14 protein-coding genes are annotated in these 17,639 nt (G+C 71.6%); 4 read left to right on the top strand and 10 right to left on the bottom strand.

Features of this window, described 5'->3' with window-relative positions; genetic code table 11:
- The 3 genes from alaS to ACFWAR_RS34550 are packed head-to-tail and all read right to left on the bottom strand — an operon-like array spanning window position 1 to window position 3,489.
- Window positions 1–2,670 carry an alanine--tRNA ligase gene (gene alaS / locus ACFWAR_RS34560; RefSeq protein ID WP_385786096.1) on the bottom strand — a complete coding sequence of 890 codons (2,670 nt, stop codon included), beginning with the start codon at window positions 2,668–2,670 and terminating at the stop codon, window positions 1–3.
- On the bottom strand, window positions 2,670–3,032 hold the full coding sequence (locus tag ACFWAR_RS34555) for a DUF6167 family protein (RefSeq protein WP_385786093.1): 363 nt from the start codon (window positions 3,030–3,032) through the stop codon (window positions 2,670–2,672). Before ACFWAR_RS34555 ends, alaS begins: the two co-directional genes overlap by 1 nt.
- Before the next feature lie 7 nt (window positions 3,033–3,039).
- Window positions 3,040–3,489, bottom strand: a complete 450-nt coding sequence (locus tag ACFWAR_RS34550) for a DUF948 domain-containing protein (RefSeq protein ID WP_354381474.1) — start codon at window positions 3,487–3,489, stop codon at window positions 3,040–3,042.
- 136 nt (window positions 3,490–3,625) lie between these two features.
- On the opposite strand from ACFWAR_RS34550, the gene ACFWAR_RS34545 reads away from it, so the two are divergent.
- Entirely contained in the window at window positions 3,626–5,848 is a 2,223-nt protein-coding gene (locus ACFWAR_RS34545) for an ATP-binding protein (protein WP_385786090.1), read from the top strand.
- 22 nt (window positions 5,849–5,870) lie between these two features.
- On the opposite strand, the gene rpsD is transcribed toward ACFWAR_RS34545, so the two are convergent.
- A complete protein-coding gene (rpsD, locus tag ACFWAR_RS34540; RefSeq protein WP_283451479.1) occupies window positions 5,871–6,482 on the bottom strand; it encodes a 30S ribosomal protein S4 in 612 nt (203 codons plus the stop codon).
- 55 nt (window positions 6,483–6,537) lie between these two features.
- Between rpsD and ACFWAR_RS34535 the strand changes: the two genes are divergently transcribed.
- Window positions 6,538–7,458: a DUF2470 domain-containing protein gene (locus tag ACFWAR_RS34535; protein WP_385786086.1), complete on the top strand. Its 921-nt coding sequence runs from the start codon at window positions 6,538–6,540 to the stop codon at window positions 7,456–7,458.
- A 7-nt stretch (window positions 7,459–7,465) separates the two neighbouring features.
- On the opposite strand, the gene ACFWAR_RS34530 is transcribed toward ACFWAR_RS34535, so the two are convergent.
- The 5 genes from ACFWAR_RS34530 to ACFWAR_RS34510 all read right to left on the bottom strand — a co-directional run bounded on the left by ACFWAR_RS34530 (window position 7,466) and on the right by ACFWAR_RS34510 (window position 12,407).
- Complete coding sequence (locus ACFWAR_RS34530; protein ID WP_385786083.1) at window positions 7,466–8,191, bottom strand: HNH endonuclease family protein; 726 nt, start codon at window positions 8,189–8,191, stop codon at window positions 7,466–7,468.
- A 63-nt stretch (window positions 8,192–8,254) separates the two neighbouring features.
- Entirely contained in the window at window positions 8,255–9,604 is a 1,350-nt protein-coding gene (locus ACFWAR_RS34525; protein ID WP_385786080.1) for a replication-associated recombination protein A, read from the bottom strand.
- Window positions 9,605–9,648: 44 nt separating this feature from the next.
- Window positions 9,649–10,257: a vitamin K epoxide reductase family protein gene (locus ACFWAR_RS34520; protein ID WP_385786077.1), complete on the bottom strand. Its 609-nt coding sequence runs from the start codon at window positions 10,255–10,257 to the stop codon at window positions 9,649–9,651.
- A gap of 171 nt (window positions 10,258–10,428) precedes the next feature.
- A complete protein-coding gene (gene hisS / locus ACFWAR_RS34515) occupies window positions 10,429–11,691 on the bottom strand; it encodes a histidine--tRNA ligase (protein WP_385786075.1) in 1,263 nt (420 codons plus the stop codon).
- A gap of 8 nt (window positions 11,692–11,699) precedes the next feature.
- Complete coding sequence (locus ACFWAR_RS34510; RefSeq protein WP_385786073.1) at window positions 11,700–12,407, bottom strand: MBL fold metallo-hydrolase; 708 nt, start codon at window positions 12,405–12,407, stop codon at window positions 11,700–11,702.
- Between the two features lie 138 nt (window positions 12,408–12,545).
- On the opposite strand from ACFWAR_RS34510, the gene ACFWAR_RS34505 reads away from it, so the two are divergent.
- Window positions 12,546–13,328, top strand: coding sequence for a peptidylprolyl isomerase (locus ACFWAR_RS34505; protein ID WP_385786070.1), 783 nt, complete (start codon window positions 12,546–12,548; stop codon window positions 13,326–13,328).
- 180 nt (window positions 13,329–13,508) lie between these two features.
- Window positions 13,509–14,738, top strand: a complete 1,230-nt coding sequence (locus ACFWAR_RS34500; protein WP_385786067.1) for a DUF349 domain-containing protein — start codon at window positions 13,509–13,511, stop codon at window positions 14,736–14,738.
- A 94-nt stretch (window positions 14,739–14,832) separates the two neighbouring features.
- Here ACFWAR_RS34500 and ACFWAR_RS34495 read toward each other — a convergent pair whose 3' ends face one another.
- A complete protein-coding gene (locus ACFWAR_RS34495) occupies window positions 14,833–17,286 on the bottom strand; it encodes a RelA/SpoT family protein (protein ID WP_385786064.1) in 2,454 nt (817 codons plus the stop codon).
- Between the last annotated feature and the right edge of the window lie 353 nt (window positions 17,287–17,639).

Raw genomic sequence — 17,639 nt, 5'->3', positions numbered from 1 at the left:
TCAGGCCGTCTCTCCGACGAGGCGCTCGATCGCGCCGATGGCCTCGCCGATGGCGTCCGGGTTCTGGCCGCCGCCCTGGGCGACGTCCGGCTTGCCGCCGCCACCGCCACCGAGGGTCTTGGCGGCCGTGCGCACCAGGTCACCGGCCTTGAGACCGCGCTCGCGGGCGGCCTCGTTGGTGGCGATCACGGTGAGCGGGCGGCCGCCCGCGACCGTGAAGAGGGCCACGACGACCGGGCGGTCGCCCTGGATGCGGCCGCGCACGTCGAGGACCAGCTTGCGCAGGTCGTCGGCGCCGGTGCCGTCCGGCACCTGGCCGGTGACCACGGCGACGCCGCGGACGTCCTGGGCGCCGGCGGCCAGGCCGGCGGCGGCCTGGAGCACCTTCTCGGCGCGGAACTTCTCGATCTCCTTCTCGGCGTCCTTGAGCTTGCCGAGCATGGAGGCGATCTTCTCCGGCAGCTCCTCGGGGCGGCCCTTGACCAGCTCCTGGAGCTGGGCGACGACCGTGTGCTCCTTGGCCAGGAAGTTGTAGGCGTCGGCGCCGACCAGGGCCTCGACGCGGCGCACGCCGGAGCCGATGGAGGACTCGCCGAGCAGCTTGACCAGGCCGAGCTGGGCGGTGTTGGCGACGTGGGTGCCGCCGCACAGCTCCTTGGAGAAGTCGCCGATGGTCACGACGCGCACGCGCTCGCCGTACTTCTCGCCGAACTCGGCGATGGCGCCCTGCTTCTTGGCCTCGTCGATGCTCATGACCTCGGCGGTGACGTCGAGCTCGCGCGACAGCACGTCGTTGATCTTCTGCTCGACGTCGGTGAGCACGGTGCCGGGGACGGCGTTGGGCGAACCGAAGTCGAAGCGGAAGCGACCGGGCGAGTTCTCGGAACCGGCCTGGGCGGCCGTCGGGCCGAGGGCGTCCCGCAGCGCCTGGTGGGTCAGGTGGGTGGCCGAGTGGGCGCGGGCGATGGCCCGGCGGCGCTTGACGTCGATGACGGCGTAGGCGGAGGCGCCGACCGTCACCTCGCCGACCTGGACGACACCCTTGTGCACGTGCACGCCCGGTACGGGCTTCTGCACGTCGCGGATCTCGACGACGGCGCCGGAGTGCAGCTTGATCCGGCCCTGGTCGGCGAGCTGGCCGCCGCCCTCGGCGTAGAACGGGCTGCGGTCCAGGACGATCTCGACCTCGTCGCCCTCGGAGGCGGCCGGCGAGGAGACGCCGTCGACGAGCAGGCCGACGATGGTGGACTCGCCCTCGGTGGAGCCGTAGCCGGTGAACTCGGTCTCGCCGGAGTTGTCGGCGACCTCGCGGTAGGCGGACAGGTCGGCGTGACCGGTCTTCTTGGCACGGGCGTCGGCCTTGGCCTTGTCCCGCTGCTCCTGCATCAGGCGGCGGAAGCCCGGCTCGTCCACGGTGAGGCCCTGCTCGGAGGCCATCTCCAGGGTGAGGTCGATCGGGAAGCCCCAGGTGTCGTGGAGCAGGAACGCCTTGTCGCCGGCCAGGACCGAGCCGCCGGCGGCCTTGGTCTCGGTGATGGCGGTGTCGAGGATGTTCGTGCCGCCCTTGAGCGCCTTCAGGAAGGCGGCCTCTTCGGCGAGGGCGACGGTCTCGATCCGCTTGCGCTCGGTGATCAGCTCCGGGTACTGGAGGCCCATGGTGTCGACGACGACGCCGATGAGGTCCAGGACGACCGGGCCGGTGGCGCCCATGAGGCGCATGTTGCGGATGGCGCGGCGCATGATGCGGCGCAGCACGTAGCCGCGGCCCTCGTTGCCGGGGGTGACCCCGTCGCCGATGAGCATGGCGGAGGTGCGGATGTGGTCGGCGACCACGCGCATCGAGACGTCGCTGTCCTTGGCCTGGCCGTAGCGGACGCCGGTCAGCTCGGTGGCCTTGTCCATGACCACGCGCAGGGTGTCGGTCTCGTACATGTTCTGTACGCCCTGCAGGATCATGGCGAGGCGTTCGAGACCGAGGCCGGTGTCGATGTTCTTCGACGGCAGGTCCCCGAGGATCGGGAAGTCCTCCTTGTTCTCGCCGGCGCCGCGCTCGAACTGCATGAAGACCAGGTTCCAGATCTCCACGTACCGCTCGTCGTTGACGGCCGGGCCGCCCTCGACGCCGAACTCGGGGCCGCGGTCGTAGTTGATCTCGGAACACGGGCCGCAGGGGCCGGGGACGCCCATGGACCAGAAGTTGTCCTTCTTGCCCAGGCGCTGGATGCGCTCGGCGGGGACGCCGATCTTCTCGCGCCAGATCTGCTCGGCCTCGTCGTCGTCGAGGTAGACCGTGATCCAGAGCTTCTCGGGCTCCAGGCCGAAGCCGCCGTCCGCCACGGAGCCGGTGAGCAGCTCCCAGGCGTACTGGATGGCGCCTTCCTTGAAGTACTCGCCGAAGGAGAAGTTGCCGCACATCTGGAAGAACGTGCCGTGGCGGGTGGTCTTGCCGACCTCTTCGATGTCCGGCGTGCGCACGCACTTCTGGACGCTGGTGAGCTTCGAGGCGGGCGGCTTGACCTCACCCAGGAAGTACGGCTTGAACGGGACCATGCCCGCGTTGACCAGCAGCAGAGTCGGGTCGTCCGCGATGAGCGACGCCGAAGGGACAACGGCGTGACCGCGCTCCTCGAAGAAGCTCAGCCAGCGGCGGCGGATTTCAGCCGACTCCATCAGTGGTCCTCATTCCGGTTGTACGAAAACTTCGGTGGGTTGTTCTTGGGGTGCTTGCCGGGGCCCTGTTCGGCCCCGATGGCCCGCAGCCGCCGCGGCCCGGGAAGGGCGGTGACGTTGTCGGGCCGGTCCGGGTCCTGGTGCAGACCCAGTGCGTCGTTCAGCTCGTCCTCGCGCTGCGTCATTCCCGCTTTGACGTCGAGGGCGAAGTCCTTGAGCCGGTGGCCCGCTTCGAGCGCCTTGTCGGCGGCCTGCGCGGCGAGGCTCTCCGGCGTCAGTTGCTTGAGCTTGCGGTTGACCTTGGTGGTGGCCCACACACCGGCGGCTGCGCCTGCGGTGAACCAGAAGGTACGGCGGAACATCGCTGTCTCAGTCCTTCTGCTTCCGGCGCCGGGCCGCCGGTACGGTCCGTCCGACGATCACGGTACGCCTGGGTGTCCGCGCGGGCGCGCCGTTCGGGGCCGCTGCCGCCGCCTCCTTGCGCCCGAGCGCCTTGCGCACTCCGTAGCCGAAGGCCGCGACCTTGACCAGCGGGCCGCCGAAGGCGGAGGCCACGGTGCTGGAGAGCGCGGAGGCGTTGGAGGTGACTTCCTGGACGTCGCTGGCGATGGCGTCGACCCGGTCGAGCTGGGTGCGCGCGGAGCGTACGGTCATGGAGGCGTCCGCCAGCAGCGGGACGGCCTGCTCGGTCACCTCGGCCACCAGCTTGGTGGTCGCCCTCAGCGTCTGGGCCAGTCGCGCCAGCGCGAGCGCGAGGAACGAGACCAGGATCGCCCAGAAGACGGCCACGAGGATCCCGGCCACCTCACCACCGGACACTTTGCACCGCTCTCTGCGTGTTGAAAACTCGTCCCCCGACCCTATCGCGCCGGAGATCCGCGGCCCTACCGGAATTCGGAGGTCGGACCCGATCGCCTTGTACGCAGCGCATGCGGACCAGTACCCTCCGTGTCCCATGCGAGCACCCGAGGACTCCCCCCGCGCCACGGCGCCCTACGGCAATCTTCCCTCGGAGCTGAACGGCTTCGTCGGCCGGGGCCCGGAACTGGGCGAACTGGCGCGTCTGCTGGAATCCGCGCGCCTGGTGACGGTGACCGGCACCGGGGGCGTGGGCAAGTCCCGGCTGGTGCTCGCCGCCGCCCGCCGGGCGCAGGAACGCTACTGCGACGGCGTCTGGCTGGTCGAGCTGTCGACCCTGCGCGATCCCGCGCTGCTGGAACTGACGTTCGCCGAGGCCCTCGCGCTGACCGACCACACCAGGCGCCCGCCCCGCACCGTGCTGGCGGAGCACCTGGCGCCGCGCCGGTTGCTGCTCGTCCTGGACGGCTTCGAGCAGCTGGTCGAGGAGTGCGCGGAGCTGGTCCACGAACTGCTGCGCCGCTCCCCCGGCCTGTGCGTGCTGGCCGCCGGGCGGCGGCCGCTCGCGCTGGACGGCGAGCACGGCTTCCCGCTGGCCCCGCTGGACGCCGACGACGCGCTGGCGCTGCTGGCCGACCGGGCGGTCGCGGCCGATCCCGGCTTCGCGGTCACCGGCGAGAACCGGGCCGCGCTCGGCGAGCTCTGCGCCCGGCTCGACGGGCTCCCGCTCGCCCTGGAGCTGGCGGCGGGGCGGCTGCGCGCGCTCTCCCCGGCCCAGGTGGTGGTGCGGCTGGAGGACCGGTTCGCCCTGCTGACGGGCGGGGGGCGCGGGGCGCTCCCGCGGCACCGGGCGCTGCGGACCGCGATCGGGTGGAGCCACGAGCTGTGCACGGCCGAGGAGCGGCTGCTGTGGGCGCGGCTGTCGGTCTTCGCCGGCCAGTTCGACCTGGACGCGGCCGAGTACGTCTGCGCGGGCCCGGACCTGCCGGTCGAGGGCGTGCTGGACCTGGTCGGGGAGCTGCTCGCGCAGTCCGTGCTGGTGCGCGAGCGGACCCCGGCGGGCATCCGCTACCGGATGCTGGAGACCGTACGGATGTACGGGGCGGGCTGGCTGGAGTCGCTCGGTGACGCCGGGCGGCTGCGCCGTCGCCACCGCGACTGGTACATGGGCCTGGCGACCTGGTGCGAGCTGGACTGGTTCAGTCCGCGCCAGCACGAGGTGGCGGCCCTGGTGGAGAGCGAGCTGCCCAACCTGCGGCTCGCGCTGGAGTGCTGCCTGGAGGAGCCGGACGAGCTGCACCTGGGCCAGTACCTGGCGGGGACCCTGTGGTTCTACTGGGCGGGCTGCGGCCGGCTCACCGAGGGGCGGCTCTGGCTGGACCGCACGCTGGAGCAGGCCGAGCGCCCGGGGGCCGACCGCCCGGGGGCCGAGCAGGAACCGGCCCGGTTGAAGGCCCTGTGGGTGCTCGGGTACGTGGCGGCCCTCCAGGGGGACGCCGTGGCGTCGATGAGCGCCCTGCACGAGTGCCTCGACGCTGCCGGGGCCGTCGGGAACCCGGTGGCCACGGCCTACGCGGTGCACCGGCTGGGCTGCCTGGCGCTGCTCTCGGACGACATGGTGCGGGCCGGGGAGCTGCTGGGGGCGGCTCTCGGGCACTACCGGGAGGCCGGGGAGCTGAACAGCAACGTCCTGATGTGCCAGGTGGAGCTGGCGATGGCCACGGCCTTCCAGGGGGACCTGCCGGGCGCGCTGGCCCTGTGCGAGGAGGCCCGGGAGATCTGCGAGGAGCGCGGGGAGCGCTGGGCGAAGGCGTACGCGCTGTACGTCCTCGCCTACGCGGCCCTGGACGCGGGCGGCGCGGCCGAGGCGCGGCGGCTGCTGAACGAATGCGTGACGATCAACCACGCCTTCCACGACCTGCTGGGCCTGGTGCTCGCGCTCGAACTGCTGGCGCTGGTGACGGTGACCGAGGGGGAACCGGCGGAGGCGGCGGTGCTCCAGGGGGCGGCGGAGCCGCTGTGGGGCTCGGTGGGGCTGCGGCTCTTCGGCTCGGGCTACTTCAACGCGCCGCGCCTGATGTGCCAGGAGCGGGCGGGCGAGCTGCTGGGCGCCGAGCGGTACGCGGCCGGGGCCCGGCACGGGCGCGGCCTGACGCTGGACGCGGTGGTGGAGCGGGCCCTGCGGGGGCCGGAGCCGCGGGCGGGGCAGGGCGCCGGAAGGAACGAGGGCGCCGTACCGCGACCGCGCGGAACGGCGGAAAGCCCGCCCCCTCCCCCGAAGGGGAGCGGACGGGCTTCCGTCGAGACGAACAGCCTGTGAGGACCGCGCTCGCTGAGGGAAATCAGCGGGCGTAGTACTCGACGACGAGCTGCTCGTCGCAGATGACCGGGATTTCCTTGCGGTTCGGGTCACGGTCGAGGCGGAAGGCCAGGGCCTTCAGGTTGATCTGCAGGTAGCGGGGGGCCTCACCCTCGCCGGCGTAGCCACCCTCACGAGCAACCTGGAAGGGGTGCTTGTCGCGGCTGCGCTCGCGGACCGTGATGACGTCGTCCGGGCGGACACGGAACGACGGCTTGTCGACCTTGCCACCGTTGACCTCGATGTGGCCGTGAACGACCATCTGGCGCGCCTGGTAGATGGTGCGGGCGATGCCCGAACGCAGGACCAGGGCGTCGAGGCGACGCTCGAGCTCGACGACAAGCGCCTCGCCCGTCTTGCCTTCGGCCTTCTTCGCGCGGTCGTACGCGCGGGCCATCTGGCGCTCGGAGATGTCGTACTGGGCGCGCAGACGCTGCTTCTCGAGCAGACGCACCTTGTAGTCCGAGTTCTGCTTGCGGCCACGGCCGTGCTCGCCCGGCGGGTAGGGGCGGGCCTCGAAGTACTTGACGGCCTTCGGGGTCAGCGCAATGCCGAGGGCACGCGACTTCTTGACCTTGGGTCGCTTCTGGTTCACGTGGAACCTACCTCCATGTAAGTTAGGTGAGGCTTACCTTAGCGAGGAGGACGTAATGTCTCGACCACATGGGATCCCCCTGCCCAGTGCGCGTCGAAGTTCAGATCCAAACGAAACAGGATCTGCTTTCGACGACGATTGGCAGAGTCAGCCGCGTCCCAGGGAAGGCGCTCGACAGCTCACCGGAGCCGAGCGCGTACGAACCCTCGTAGAGTCCAACGCCTCAGTATCCCTCACTCTGCCGGGTGCTCACGACACGCACGAGCCGGACGGGTTCGGGACGGGAATGCCGGCCGCTAGGACCGTCACTCCGGACGGGGACGTGATTCTCCTTGTGTCAGGGGAATCCGCGGCTGCCAGGGCAGCCGCTCACGCCCAGGACGACGACCTCACCGCCGTGATCGAGATCACGGACGTGGCGCCGGTGTCCGTGCCCCATCGTATCCGAGGCCGCGCGTGGCTGGCGGGCTGGCTCACTCCGGTGCGCGGGGACGACCGCGCCGCATGCGCCGCCCTGCTCGCCGAGCGCCATCCGGTGGGCGAGCTGCTGGGCATGGGCGAGGCCCTCGACCCCGATCCCTCCCCCGGCCGCTACGGGCGCCCCGCCTGGATGCTGCTGCGGCTGGAGGTCGGCGAGATCACCGTCGACGACCTGTGGGGCTCCGGCCACGTGGACCCCGACGCGCTGGCCGCCGCCGAGCCGGACCCGATGGTGGCCCACGAGACGGAGCTGCTCCAGCACCTGTACGCCGAACACGGCGACCGGGTCCGCGAGCTGTGCGGCCTGCTGGGCCCGCGCGCCGACGCCGGGCTGGACGCGGTCCCGCTCGCCCTGGACCGGCTCGGCCTGCGGGTCCGCTTCACCGGCGCCGCGGGCGGCCCCTTCGACGCGCGCTTCGACTTCCCGACACCGGTCCACGACATCGGCGGGCTGCGCCGGGCGATGCACACGCTCTTCGCCGCCGCCGGTCACTGAACGCCCGTCACTGTCCCGCCGGGCACGTGGCCAACAGTTCCTGGAGCGCGAGCTTCTCGGGGGCGGTGACGGACAGCCGGTACTTGTGCTTGATGCCGGTGTAGCGGCGCGCGTACTCGCACCAGTACTCCCGCCGCGGCGGGCGCCACTTGTCCGCGGTCTTGCTGCTCTTGTCGTAGTTCGTCTGCTTGTCCGCCGCGAGCAGCACGTCGAGGTCGTTGGCGTACTCCAGTCGGCGCTGCGGGGTCCAGGCGTACGCGCCCGCGCGCCAGGCGGCGCCGAGGGCGACGACGTGGTCGGTCTGGATCTGCGAGGCCCGCCGGTAGTAATAGGGGAGGGACTTCCCGGTGTAGGGGTCGTGCAGCACCCCGGACACCACCACGCAGGGATTGCGGTCGCCCTCGCGCAGCTCGCTCAGGTCGCGGCGCAGCACGTCGTCACGGGTGTCGCAGCCGTTGCGGCCGCCGACGGCGTCGGTCTCGTCGGACCAGTACCTGCCGAAGTTCTCCCGCTTGTACGTCTGCCAGTTCTTGCCCCACTCGACGGTGAGGCCGTTCAGCTGGGACCTGGCCGCGGCCGCGGCGGGCGGGAACCCGGGGCCGGTCAGCGGCGCCCGCGCGAGCAGCGCCGCCGCGCTGGCCCGGGCCGCCGCTTCCCGCTGCTCGTGGTGGCACCCGCCGACCAGGAGCGCCGCCACCACGGCGAGGACGGCTCCCGCGCAACGCTGACCCATGGGACGACCCTAGGTCGGGGCCCGGCCGCGCGCAGCGCGGGGCGCGCCCGCGACCCCGGACGGTCAGTTCCCGCGCAGCCGCTCGCGCACCTTCTCCACCACGTCCGCGTACCGCGCCTCCGCCCCGTACCGCGTCGGCTCGTAGTACCGCTTGCCGTGGATCTCGTCCGGCGCGTACTGCTGCGCCGCGATCGCGCCCGGCACGTCGTGCGGGTACACGTACCCCACCGCGTGCCCCAGCTTCGCCGCCCCCTTGTAGTGGCCGTCCCGCAGGTGCGCGGGGACCGGCCCCGTCAGTCCCGCCCGCACGTCGGCGAGGGCGGCCCCGATCGCGGTGGTGGCCGTGTTCGACTTGGGCGCCAGCGCCAGCGCGATCGTCGCGTGGCTCAGGGTCAGCGCGGCCTCCGGGAAGCCGATCATCGCCACCGCCTGGGCCGCCGCGACGGCGGTCGGCAGGGCGGTCGGGTCCGCGAGGCCGATGTCCTCGCTCGCCGAGATCATCAGGCGGCGCGCGATGAAGCGGGGGTCCTCCCCCGCCTCGATCATCCGGGCCAGGTAGTGCAGGGCGGCGTCCACGTCGGAGCCGCGGATCGACTTGATCAGGGCGCTGGCCACGTCGTAGTGCTGGTCGCCGTCCCGGTCGTACTTCACGGCCGCCCGGTCGACGGCCTCCTCCACGGTCTGGAGGGTGATCTCGGCCTCGCCCTTGGCGAGGGCCGATCCGGCGCCCGCCTCCAGCGCGGTCAGCGCGCGCCGCGCGTCGCCGCCCGCGATCCGCAGCAGGTGCGCCTCGGCATCGGCCGGCAGGGTGACCGCCCCGCCGAGTCCGCGCTCCTCGGTGAGCGCCCGTGCCATCAGCGCGCTGAGGTCCTCGTCGGTGAGCGGTTCGAGGGTGAGCAGCAGGGAGCGCGAGAGCAGCGGCGAGATGATCGAGAAGTACGGGTTCTCGGTGGTCGCGGCGATCAGGGTGACCCAGCGGTTCTCGACGGCCGGGAGGAGGGAGTCCTGCTGGGCCTTGCTGAAGCGGTGGATCTCGTCGAGGAAGAGGACGGTCTCCTTGCCGTACCCCCCGGCGGCCCGCCGGGCGCCCTCGATGACCGCGCGGACCTCCTTGACCCCGGCGGTGATCGCGGAGAGCTCCACGAACCGCTTCTGGGTGGCCTGGCTGACGACGTACGCCAAGGTGGTCTTGCCGATGCCGGGCGGACCCCACAGGATCACCGAGGAGGCGCCGGCCGGACCCCCGGCCCCGTCGCCCACCAGGCGGCGCAGCGGAGAGCCGGGCTTGAGCAGGTGCTGCTGGCCGACGACCTCGTCCAGGGTGCGCGGGCGCATCCGGACGGCGAGCGGAGAACTCGACGGGTCCTTCTCCTGGCGGTCCTCGGCTGCTGCGGTGAAGAGGTCTGGTTCCACCCCGAAAGCCTATGCGAGGCCACCGACAGTGCGGCCCCGCGCGCTCACGAGGTCCAGAAGTCCCACCAGCGGGTCAGGATCAGCATGCCGATGATCCCGACGTGCAGTACCGGCAGCACCCACGCGAACTCGCCGAAGAAGCCCCGCAGCCAGGACGGCGCCGGCAGCAGGCCCTCCCGGACGTTGTGGGCGGTGACGTACCAGAAGAGGAAGATCGTCGCGACCCAGGCCAGGGAGCACCACAGGCACAGCGAGTTGATGTTGTACAGCGACTGGTACATCAGCCAGGCGCAGAAGCCGACGCCGAAGAGGGCTCCGGCATTGAGGGTCAGCCAGTACCAGGGACGAAAGCGCGCCCCGGCCAGCAGGCTCATGCCCACGCAGACGACGATCCCGTAGGCGACCAGGCCGAGCATCGGGTTCGGGAAGCCGAAGGCGGACGCCTGGTCGCTCTTCATGATGTTGCCGCAGGAGACGACCGGGTTCAGGCTGCAGCCCGGGGTGAAGTTCGGGTCCTCCAGCAGCTTGAACTTGTCGATGGTGATCACCCAGGCGGCGAGCAGGCCCGCGGCTCCCGTGATCACCAGCAGCCAGGCCAGCGCCCGACTGCCGCCGACGGTCCGCGGAACGTCACTACCGGTGGTGGTCGTCATACGGCCGCTCTCCCACATCCGTGCAAGCAAGGTCGACAAGCAGGGGCCATTGTGCCGTACGGGGCCGACGGTCCACCGTTCGGTGCGCATAAGTACGCCACCGCCGCGACGGCCGGGTGGCTGCGCCGTCGCGGCGGTGGTGGGTCGTGCGCGCCCCGGGCGGGGCGCGGGTCAGGCCAGCTTCGCGCGCACCGCTTCGACCACGTCGGCCAGGGCGACCGGGGTCTGGTCCCCGGACTCCATGTCCTTGAGCTGGACGACGCCCTCGGCGAGGTCCCGGTCTCCGGCGACCACGGTGAAGCGGGCCCCGGAGCGGTTGGCGTCCTTCATCGCGCCCTTGAGGCCCTTGCCCCCGAAGGAGAAGTCCGCGGCGATCCCGGCCCGGCGCAGCTGGGTCACGGTGTCGAAGAGGGCGCGGCGCGCCTCCTCGCCGAGCCCGACCGCGAAGACCGTCGTGGACGCGGGGATGTCCAGCTCGATGCCCTCCGCCTCCAGCGCCAGCACCGTACGGTCCACGCCGAGGGCCCAGCCCACGGACGGCAGCGCGGGGCCGCCGATCATCTCGGAGAGGCCGTCGTAGCGGCCGCCGCCGCCCACCGCGGACTGGGAGCCCAGACCGTCGTGGACGAACTCGAAGGTGGTCCGCGTGTAGTAGTCGAGCCCGCGCACCAGCTTCTCGTCGTCCTCGAAGACCACTCCGGCCGCCGTCACCAGCGCCCGCACCTCCTCGTGGTACGCCTTGCACGCGTCGCACAGGTAGTCGCGCAACACCGGCGCCCCGACGAGCTGGGCCTGTACGTCGGCCCGCTTGTCGTCGAGGACGCGCAGCGGGTTGATCTCGGCCCGGCGCACCGTCTCGGCGTCCAGGTCCAGCCCGCGCAGGAAGGCCTGGAGCGCCTCGCGGTAGACGGGGCGGCACTCCTTGTCGCCCAGCGAGTTCAGCAGGATCCGGAAGTTCCGCAGCCCCAGCGAGCGGTAGGCCTGGTCGGCGAGGATGATCAGCTCGGCGTCCAGCGCCGGGTCCTCGCCGCCGATCGCCTCGGCGCCGACCTGCGAGAAGTGGCGGTAGCGGCCCTTCTGGGCGCGCTCGTAGCGGTAGTACGAGCCGGAGTACCAGAGCTTGACGGGCAGGCCGCCGAGCTTGTGCAGGTTGCCCTGGAGCGCGGCGCGCAGCACGGAGGCGGTGCCCTCGGGGCGCAGGGCGAGCTCGTCGCCGCCCTTCGTCGTGAGGGTGTACATCTCCTTGCTGACGATGTCGGTGGACTCGCCGACGCCGCGCGAGAAGAGCTCGACGTTCTCGAAGCCGGGGGTCTCGACGTACCCGTAGCCCGAGTTCCTCAGCGGGGCGGCGATCGCCTCGCGCACCGCGAGGAAGCTGGCCGAGCGGGGCGGCAGCAGGTCGTACGTGCCCTTGGGGGCCTGGAAAGTACTCACGAAACTCGTCACATTCCTCGTCGTGGAGCGGGGCCCGCTCCGTGGCCGGCGGCGACTTCCCTCAGGTAGGGGTTGGTCGCGCGCTCACGGCCGATGCTGGTCTGGGGACCGTGGCCGGACAGCACCACGGTCGAGTCGTCGAGCGGCAGGCACACGCGGGCCAGCGAGGCGAGCATCTCGGTGTGGGAGCCGCCGGGCAGGTCCGTGCGCCCGATGGAGCCGGCGAAGAGCAGGTCGCCCGAGAAGAACACCGACGGGACGTCGGCCGCTTCGGGGACCTGGAAGGTCACCGACCCCTTCGTATGCCCCGGCGCGTGCGCGACGGTGAACTCCAGACCGGCCAGGGCCAGCCGCGCTCCGTCGGTCAGCTCGCGGACGTCGTCCGGCTCGCCGACGGTGAGCTCGCCCATGAGCGGCATCCCGATGGAGCGGCCGAGGGCCTTCTCCGGGTCGCTCATCATGTAGCGGTCGCTCGGGTGGATCCAGGCGGGGACGTCGTGCGCTCCGCACACGGGGACCACCGAGGCCACGTGGTCGATGTGGCCGTGGGTGAGGACGACCGCGACGGGCTTGAGCCGATGCTTCTTCAGCGTCTCCTCGACACCCTGGGCGGCCTGGTGGCCCGGGTCGATGATGACGCACTCCTCACCCGCGGCGGGGGCGACCACATAGCAGTTGGTCCCCCAGGCCCCGGCCGGGAACCCGGCAATCAGCACGTTCGTCCTCAATCGTCAGGTGGGGTAGGTGCAGATCAGAGCCTACCGGCGACGCTCATCACACAGCGAACCCATATACGGTACGGCCTGGGCGGTGCCCACAGCCCACAGGCCCACTGCAACGAGGAGACAGACCCGGTGGTCACGAGCGATCAGCGGCGGCGCCAGCTCGCCAGGGAGAAGTTCGAGCGTCAGCAGGAGCGCAGGGCCAAGGCCCGGCAGAAGGCCCGCAGACGGACCGCGGTGATCGGCGCGGCCGCGGCCGTGGTGATCGCGGTGCTGGTCGGTCTGACCGTGGGCGGCGTGTTCGACGGGAAGAAGGACACGAAGGACTCCGCCGCGGACCCGGCGCCCTCGCCGACCCCCACTCCCAAGACGTCGCCGTCGCCGGCCATGGCGATCGACGCCAAGGCGAAGTACGCCTTCTCCCTCAAGACCAACGAGGGCGAGATCAAGATCGACATGGACGCGGCGAAGACCCCGCAGACCGTGAACTCGTTCAAGTCGCTCGCGGACAAGGGCTTCTTCGACAACACCAAGTGCCACCGGCTGACCACCGAGGGGATCTTCGTCCTCCAGTGCGGCGACCCCGAGGGCACCGGCATGGGCGGCCCGGGCTACACGATCGCGGACGAGAACCTCGACGCGCTCGGCAAGCCGGGCGCGGACGGCAAGGTCGTCTACCCGACCGGCACGGTCGCGATGGCCAACACCGGCCAGCCCGGCTCCGGCGGCAGCCAGTTCTTCCTGGTCTACAAGGACAGCCCGCTGCCGCCCAGCTACACCCCCTTCGGGACGATGGATGCCGGCGGTCTCAAGATCGTCCAGGACGTGGCCAAGGAGGGCGTCGCCGACGGCGACAAGGCTCCCGCGCCGAAGAAGCCGGTGACCATCGAGAAGGCCGCGGTCACCAAGAACTAGTGCGGGCCCTAGCCTGAACGGACCGTCGCGACCGGCGAGATTGCGTCGTGCTGGATGCGGACAGCCGGGGCGGCGGTCGCCTATGTTGGCGTTGTGCGGGGCGGGCGCTGCCCGCCCTAGGAAACTGTGGACGATGCCAGGGGGCGAACACCCCCGCAGGCATCAGGTGGAGGAGGCGCTGTGAGCAGCGACCCGTGGGGCCGCGTCGACGAGACGGGCACCGTGTACGTGCGTACTGCCGATGGCGAACAGGTCGTCGGCTCCTGGCAGGCGGGCACCCCTGAGGAGGCCCTGGCCTACTTCGAGCGCAAGTACGAGGGCCTGGTGGTCGAGATCGGCCTCCTCGAGCGGCGGGTGCGGACCACCGATCTGTCCTCCAAGGACGCGACGACGGCGATCGACCACCTGCGCACGCAGGTGGACGAGCACCACGCGGTCGGCGACCTCGCCGCGCTGCGGGTGCGCCTCGACAAGCTGGTCGCGACCGTGGACTCGCGTCGCGAGGAGCGCAAGGTCCAGAAGGCGAAGCAGACCGACGAGGCCCGCCTCGCCAAGGACAAGCTCGTCGCCGAGGCCGAGGAACTGGCGCAGAGCGACCAGTGGCGCAGTGCCGGGGAGCGGCTGCGGGCGCTCGTGGACACCTGGAAGGCGCTGCCCCGCCTCGACCGCAAGTCGGACGACGAGCTGTGGCACCGCTTCTCGCACGCCCGCTCCGCCTTCTCCAAGCGTCGCAAGGCGCACTTCGCGTCCCTGGACGCGCAGCGCGAGGACGCGCGCAAGGCCAAGGAGAAGCTGGTCGCCGAGGCCGAGTCGCTGTCCAAGTCGACCGACTGGGGCACGACGGCCGCCCGCTACCGCGAGCTGATGGCGGACTGGAAGGCCGTCGGGCGGGCGCAGCGCGAGTCCGAGGACGACCTGTGGAACCGTTTCCGCGGGGCGCAGGACGTCTTCTTCGCGGCGCGCGGCGAGGTCTTCGCCGAGCGCGACGCCGAGCAGGACGAGAACCTCAAGCTCAAGGAGGAGCTGGCCGACGAGGCCGAGAAGCTCCTGCCGATCACGGACCTGAAGGCGGCGCGGGCCGCCTTCCGTTCCCTGAACGAGCGCTGGGAGGCCATCGGCCACGTACCGCGTGACGCGCGGCCCAAGGTCGAGGGCCGGATGCACACGGTCGAGCGCGCCCTGCAGGAGACCGAGGAGAACGAGTGGCGCCGGACGAACCCGGAGGCGCGTGCGCGCGCCGCGGGTCTGACCGGTCAGCTCCAGGCGGCCGTGGACAAGCTCCGCGGCCAGGTCGACGCGGCGCGCGCCGCGGGCAACAACGCGAAGGCCGACAAGCTGGGGCGTGAGCTGGAAGGCCGTCAGGCACTGCTGGACCAGGCGCTCAAGGGCCTGGAGGAGTTCGGCGGCTGATTTCCCCGGCCCTCGGACACGACTCGGGGCCCGGTGGTGGGAGGACTTCCCACCACCGGGCCCCGCTGTCGTTTCCGAGGGCGTACGGTCCGCCCTACGGCCTGCGGGCCGAGGTCACGCGGTAGACGTCGTAGACCCCCTCCACGCCGCGCACGGCCTTCAGGACGTGGCCCAGGTGCTTCGGGTCCCCCATCTCGAAGGTGAAGCGCGAGGTGGCGACGCGGTCGCGGGAGGTCTGGACGGCCGCCGACAGGATGTTGACGTGCTGGTCCGACAGCACCCGGGTGACGTCCGACAGCAGCCGGGACCGGTCCAGCGCCTCGACCTGGATGGCGACCAGGAAGACGGACGACTGGGTCGGGGCCCATTCGACGGCGAGGATCCGCTCGGGCTGCTGCGAGAGCGAGTCGACGTTGACGCAGTCGGCCCGGTGGACCGATACGCCGCTGCCGCGCGTGACGAACCCGATGATCGGGTCGCCGGGCACCGGCGTGCAGCAGCGGGCGAGCTTCACCCAGACGTCGTCGACGCCCTTGACCACCACGCCCGGGTCCGCGTTGTTGCGGCGCTTGCCGCGGGTGCGCGAGGGCGGGACGCTCTCCTCGATGTCCTCGTTGGCCGCGTCCTCGCCGCCGAGGGCCTGGACCAGCTTCTGCACGACGCCCTGCGCGGCCACGTGGCCCTCGCCGATCGCCGCGTAGAGCGAGGAGATGTCGGGGTAGCGCATCTCGTGGGCGAGGGTGACGAGCGAGTCGCCGGTGAGGATCCGCTGGATCGGCAGGTTCTGCTTGCGCATGGCCCGCGCGATGGCGTCCTTGCCCTGCTCGATGGCCTCGTCGCGGCGCTCCTTGGAGAACCAGGCGCGGATCTTGTTGCGGGCGCGCGGGGACTTCACGAAGCCCAGCCAGTCGCGGGACGGGCCCGCGCCCTCGGCCTTGGAGGTGAAGACCTCGATCAGGTCGCCGTTGTCGAGGGTGGATTCGAGCGGGACCAGCCGCCCGTTGACCCGTGCCCCTATGGTCCGGTGGCCGACCTCGGTGTGGACGGCGTACGCGAAGTCCACCGAGGTGGCGCCCGCGGGCAGGGCGATGACGTCGCCCTTGGGCGTGAAGACGAAGACCTCGTTGCGCGAGAGGTCGAAGCGCAGCGAGTCCAGGAACTCGCCCGGGTCCTCGGTCTCCTTCTGCCAGTCGAGCAACTGGCGCAGCCAGGCCATGTCGTTGACGGTGTCCTGGCCCGCGGTGCCCTTGGCGGCCTGCGGGACGTCGGTGCGGACCTTGGAGGCTCCGGCGACCGTCTGCTGCTTGTACTTCCAGTGCGCGGCGATGCCGTACTCGGCGCGGCGGTGCATGTCGAAGGTGCGGATCTGCAGCTCGACGGGCTTGCCGCTGGGGCCGATGACCGTCGTGTGCAGCGACTGGTACATGTTGAACTTGGGCATCGCGATGTAGTCCTTGAACCGGCCGGGGACCGGGTTCCATCGCGCGTGCACGGTGCCGAGGGCGGCGTAGCAGTCCCGGACGGTGTCGACCAGCACCCGGATGCCGACCAGGTCGTAGATCTCCGCGAAGTCGCGCCCACGGACGATCATCTTCTGGTAGACGCTGTAGTAGTGCTTGGGCCGACCGGTGACGGTGGCCTTGATGCGGGCGGCGCGCAGGTCGCTCTGCACCTCGTCGGTGACGATGGTGAGGTACTCGTCCCGCTTGGGCGCGCGCTCGGCGACGAGGCGGACGATCTCGTCGTACATCTTGGGGTAGAGGATCGCGAAGGCGAGGTCCTCCAGCTCCCACTTGATGGTGTTCATGCCCAGGCGGTGGGCCAGCGGAGCGTAGATCTCCAGCGTCTCGCGGGCCTTCTTCTCCTGCTTCTCCCGCTTGAGGTACCGCATGGTGCGCATGTTGTGCAGGCGGTCGGCGAGCTTGATGACCAGGACGCGGGGGTCCTTGGCCATGGCCACGACCATCTTGCGGACGGTCTCGGCCTGGGCCGCCTCGCCGAACTTGACCCGGTCGAGCTTGGTGACGCCGTCGACGAGGAGGGCGACGGCGTCGCCGAAGTCGCGTCTGAGCTGTTCCAGGCCGTACTCGGTGTCCTCGACGGTGTCGTGGAGGAGACCGGCCATCAGGGTGGCGGGGTCCATGCCCAGCTCGGCGAGGATCGTCGTCACCGCGAGCGGGTGGGTGATGTACGGGTCGCCGCTCTTGCGCTTCTGGCCGCGGTGCCAGCGCTCGGCGACCTGGTACGCCTGCTCGATCTGGCGCAGCGTCGCCGTCTCGATCTTCGGGTCGTTGCTGCGGACTATGCGCAGCAGGGGTTCCAGGACCGGGTTGTACGGGTTGGAACGCTGCACGCCCAGCCGGGCGAGACGGGCGCGCACCCGGTTGGAGGACCCGGCGGACTTCGCGGGCGCGGGGCGCGCCGGGGCGGGTGCGGGGGCCGGTGCGGGGGCCGGTGCCGGCGGGGGCGTGGCGGCCGCCGCGGGCTGCGCGGGCTCGCCCTGCGGGTCGGGCTGCGCGGCGGAGAGTGGCTGGACCTCGTCTGGCAAGAGCGCTCCTCATGCGGATCCGGGGCCGGGTCAGGTCCGGATAACCCATGGTAGCGAGGCTTGCGCCCCCTCGTCCGCCCCGCCCACCCTCCGGACCCCGCAGCACCCCGGGTCCCCCCGCCTCCGGCGGCGCCTCAAACGCCGGCGAGGCTGAAACCCACCACCCCAAGGCCCCGCCACCCCAGCGCCGCCGGAGGCACAGGGACCGGCACCCGGCAGGAACGGGCCCCGCCGGACGGCACCGGCGAGCGGCCCCGGAAACGGCGGAGCGGCGGGCCCCCCGGGGGGGGGCCCCCCCCGCCCCGCGCGCCGGGCGCCGGGAGGCGCCCCGAAGAACCAACCAGCCGCCCCCC

Origin of the sequence: Streptomyces sp. NPDC059917 (assembly GCF_042730635.1) — a bacterium.
Lineage (GTDB): Bacteria > Actinomycetota > Actinomycetes > Streptomycetales > Streptomycetaceae > Streptomyces.
This window is presented reverse-complemented; position numbering and strand designations above follow the sequence as displayed.

Coding starts and splice junctions, on each gene's coding strand:
- alaS (WP_385786096.1), bottom strand. CDS start 2,670: ATGGAGTCGGCTGAAATCCGCCGCCGCTGGCTGAGCTTCTTCGAGGAG.
- ACFWAR_RS34555 (WP_385786093.1), bottom strand. CDS start 3,032: ATGTTCCGCCGTACCTTCTGGTTCACCGCAGGCGCAGCCGCCGGTGTG.
- ACFWAR_RS34545 (WP_385786090.1), top strand. CDS start 3,626: ATGCGAGCACCCGAGGACTCCCCCCGCGCCACGGCGCCCTACGGCAAT.
- ACFWAR_RS34535 (WP_385786086.1), top strand. CDS start 6,538: ATGTCTCGACCACATGGGATCCCCCTGCCCAGTGCGCGTCGAAGTTCA.
- ACFWAR_RS34530 (WP_385786083.1), bottom strand. CDS start 8,191: ATGGGTCAGCGTTGCGCGGGAGCCGTCCTCGCCGTGGTGGCGGCGCTC.
- ACFWAR_RS34520 (WP_385786077.1), bottom strand. CDS start 10,257: ATGACGACCACCACCGGTAGTGACGTTCCGCGGACCGTCGGCGGCAGT.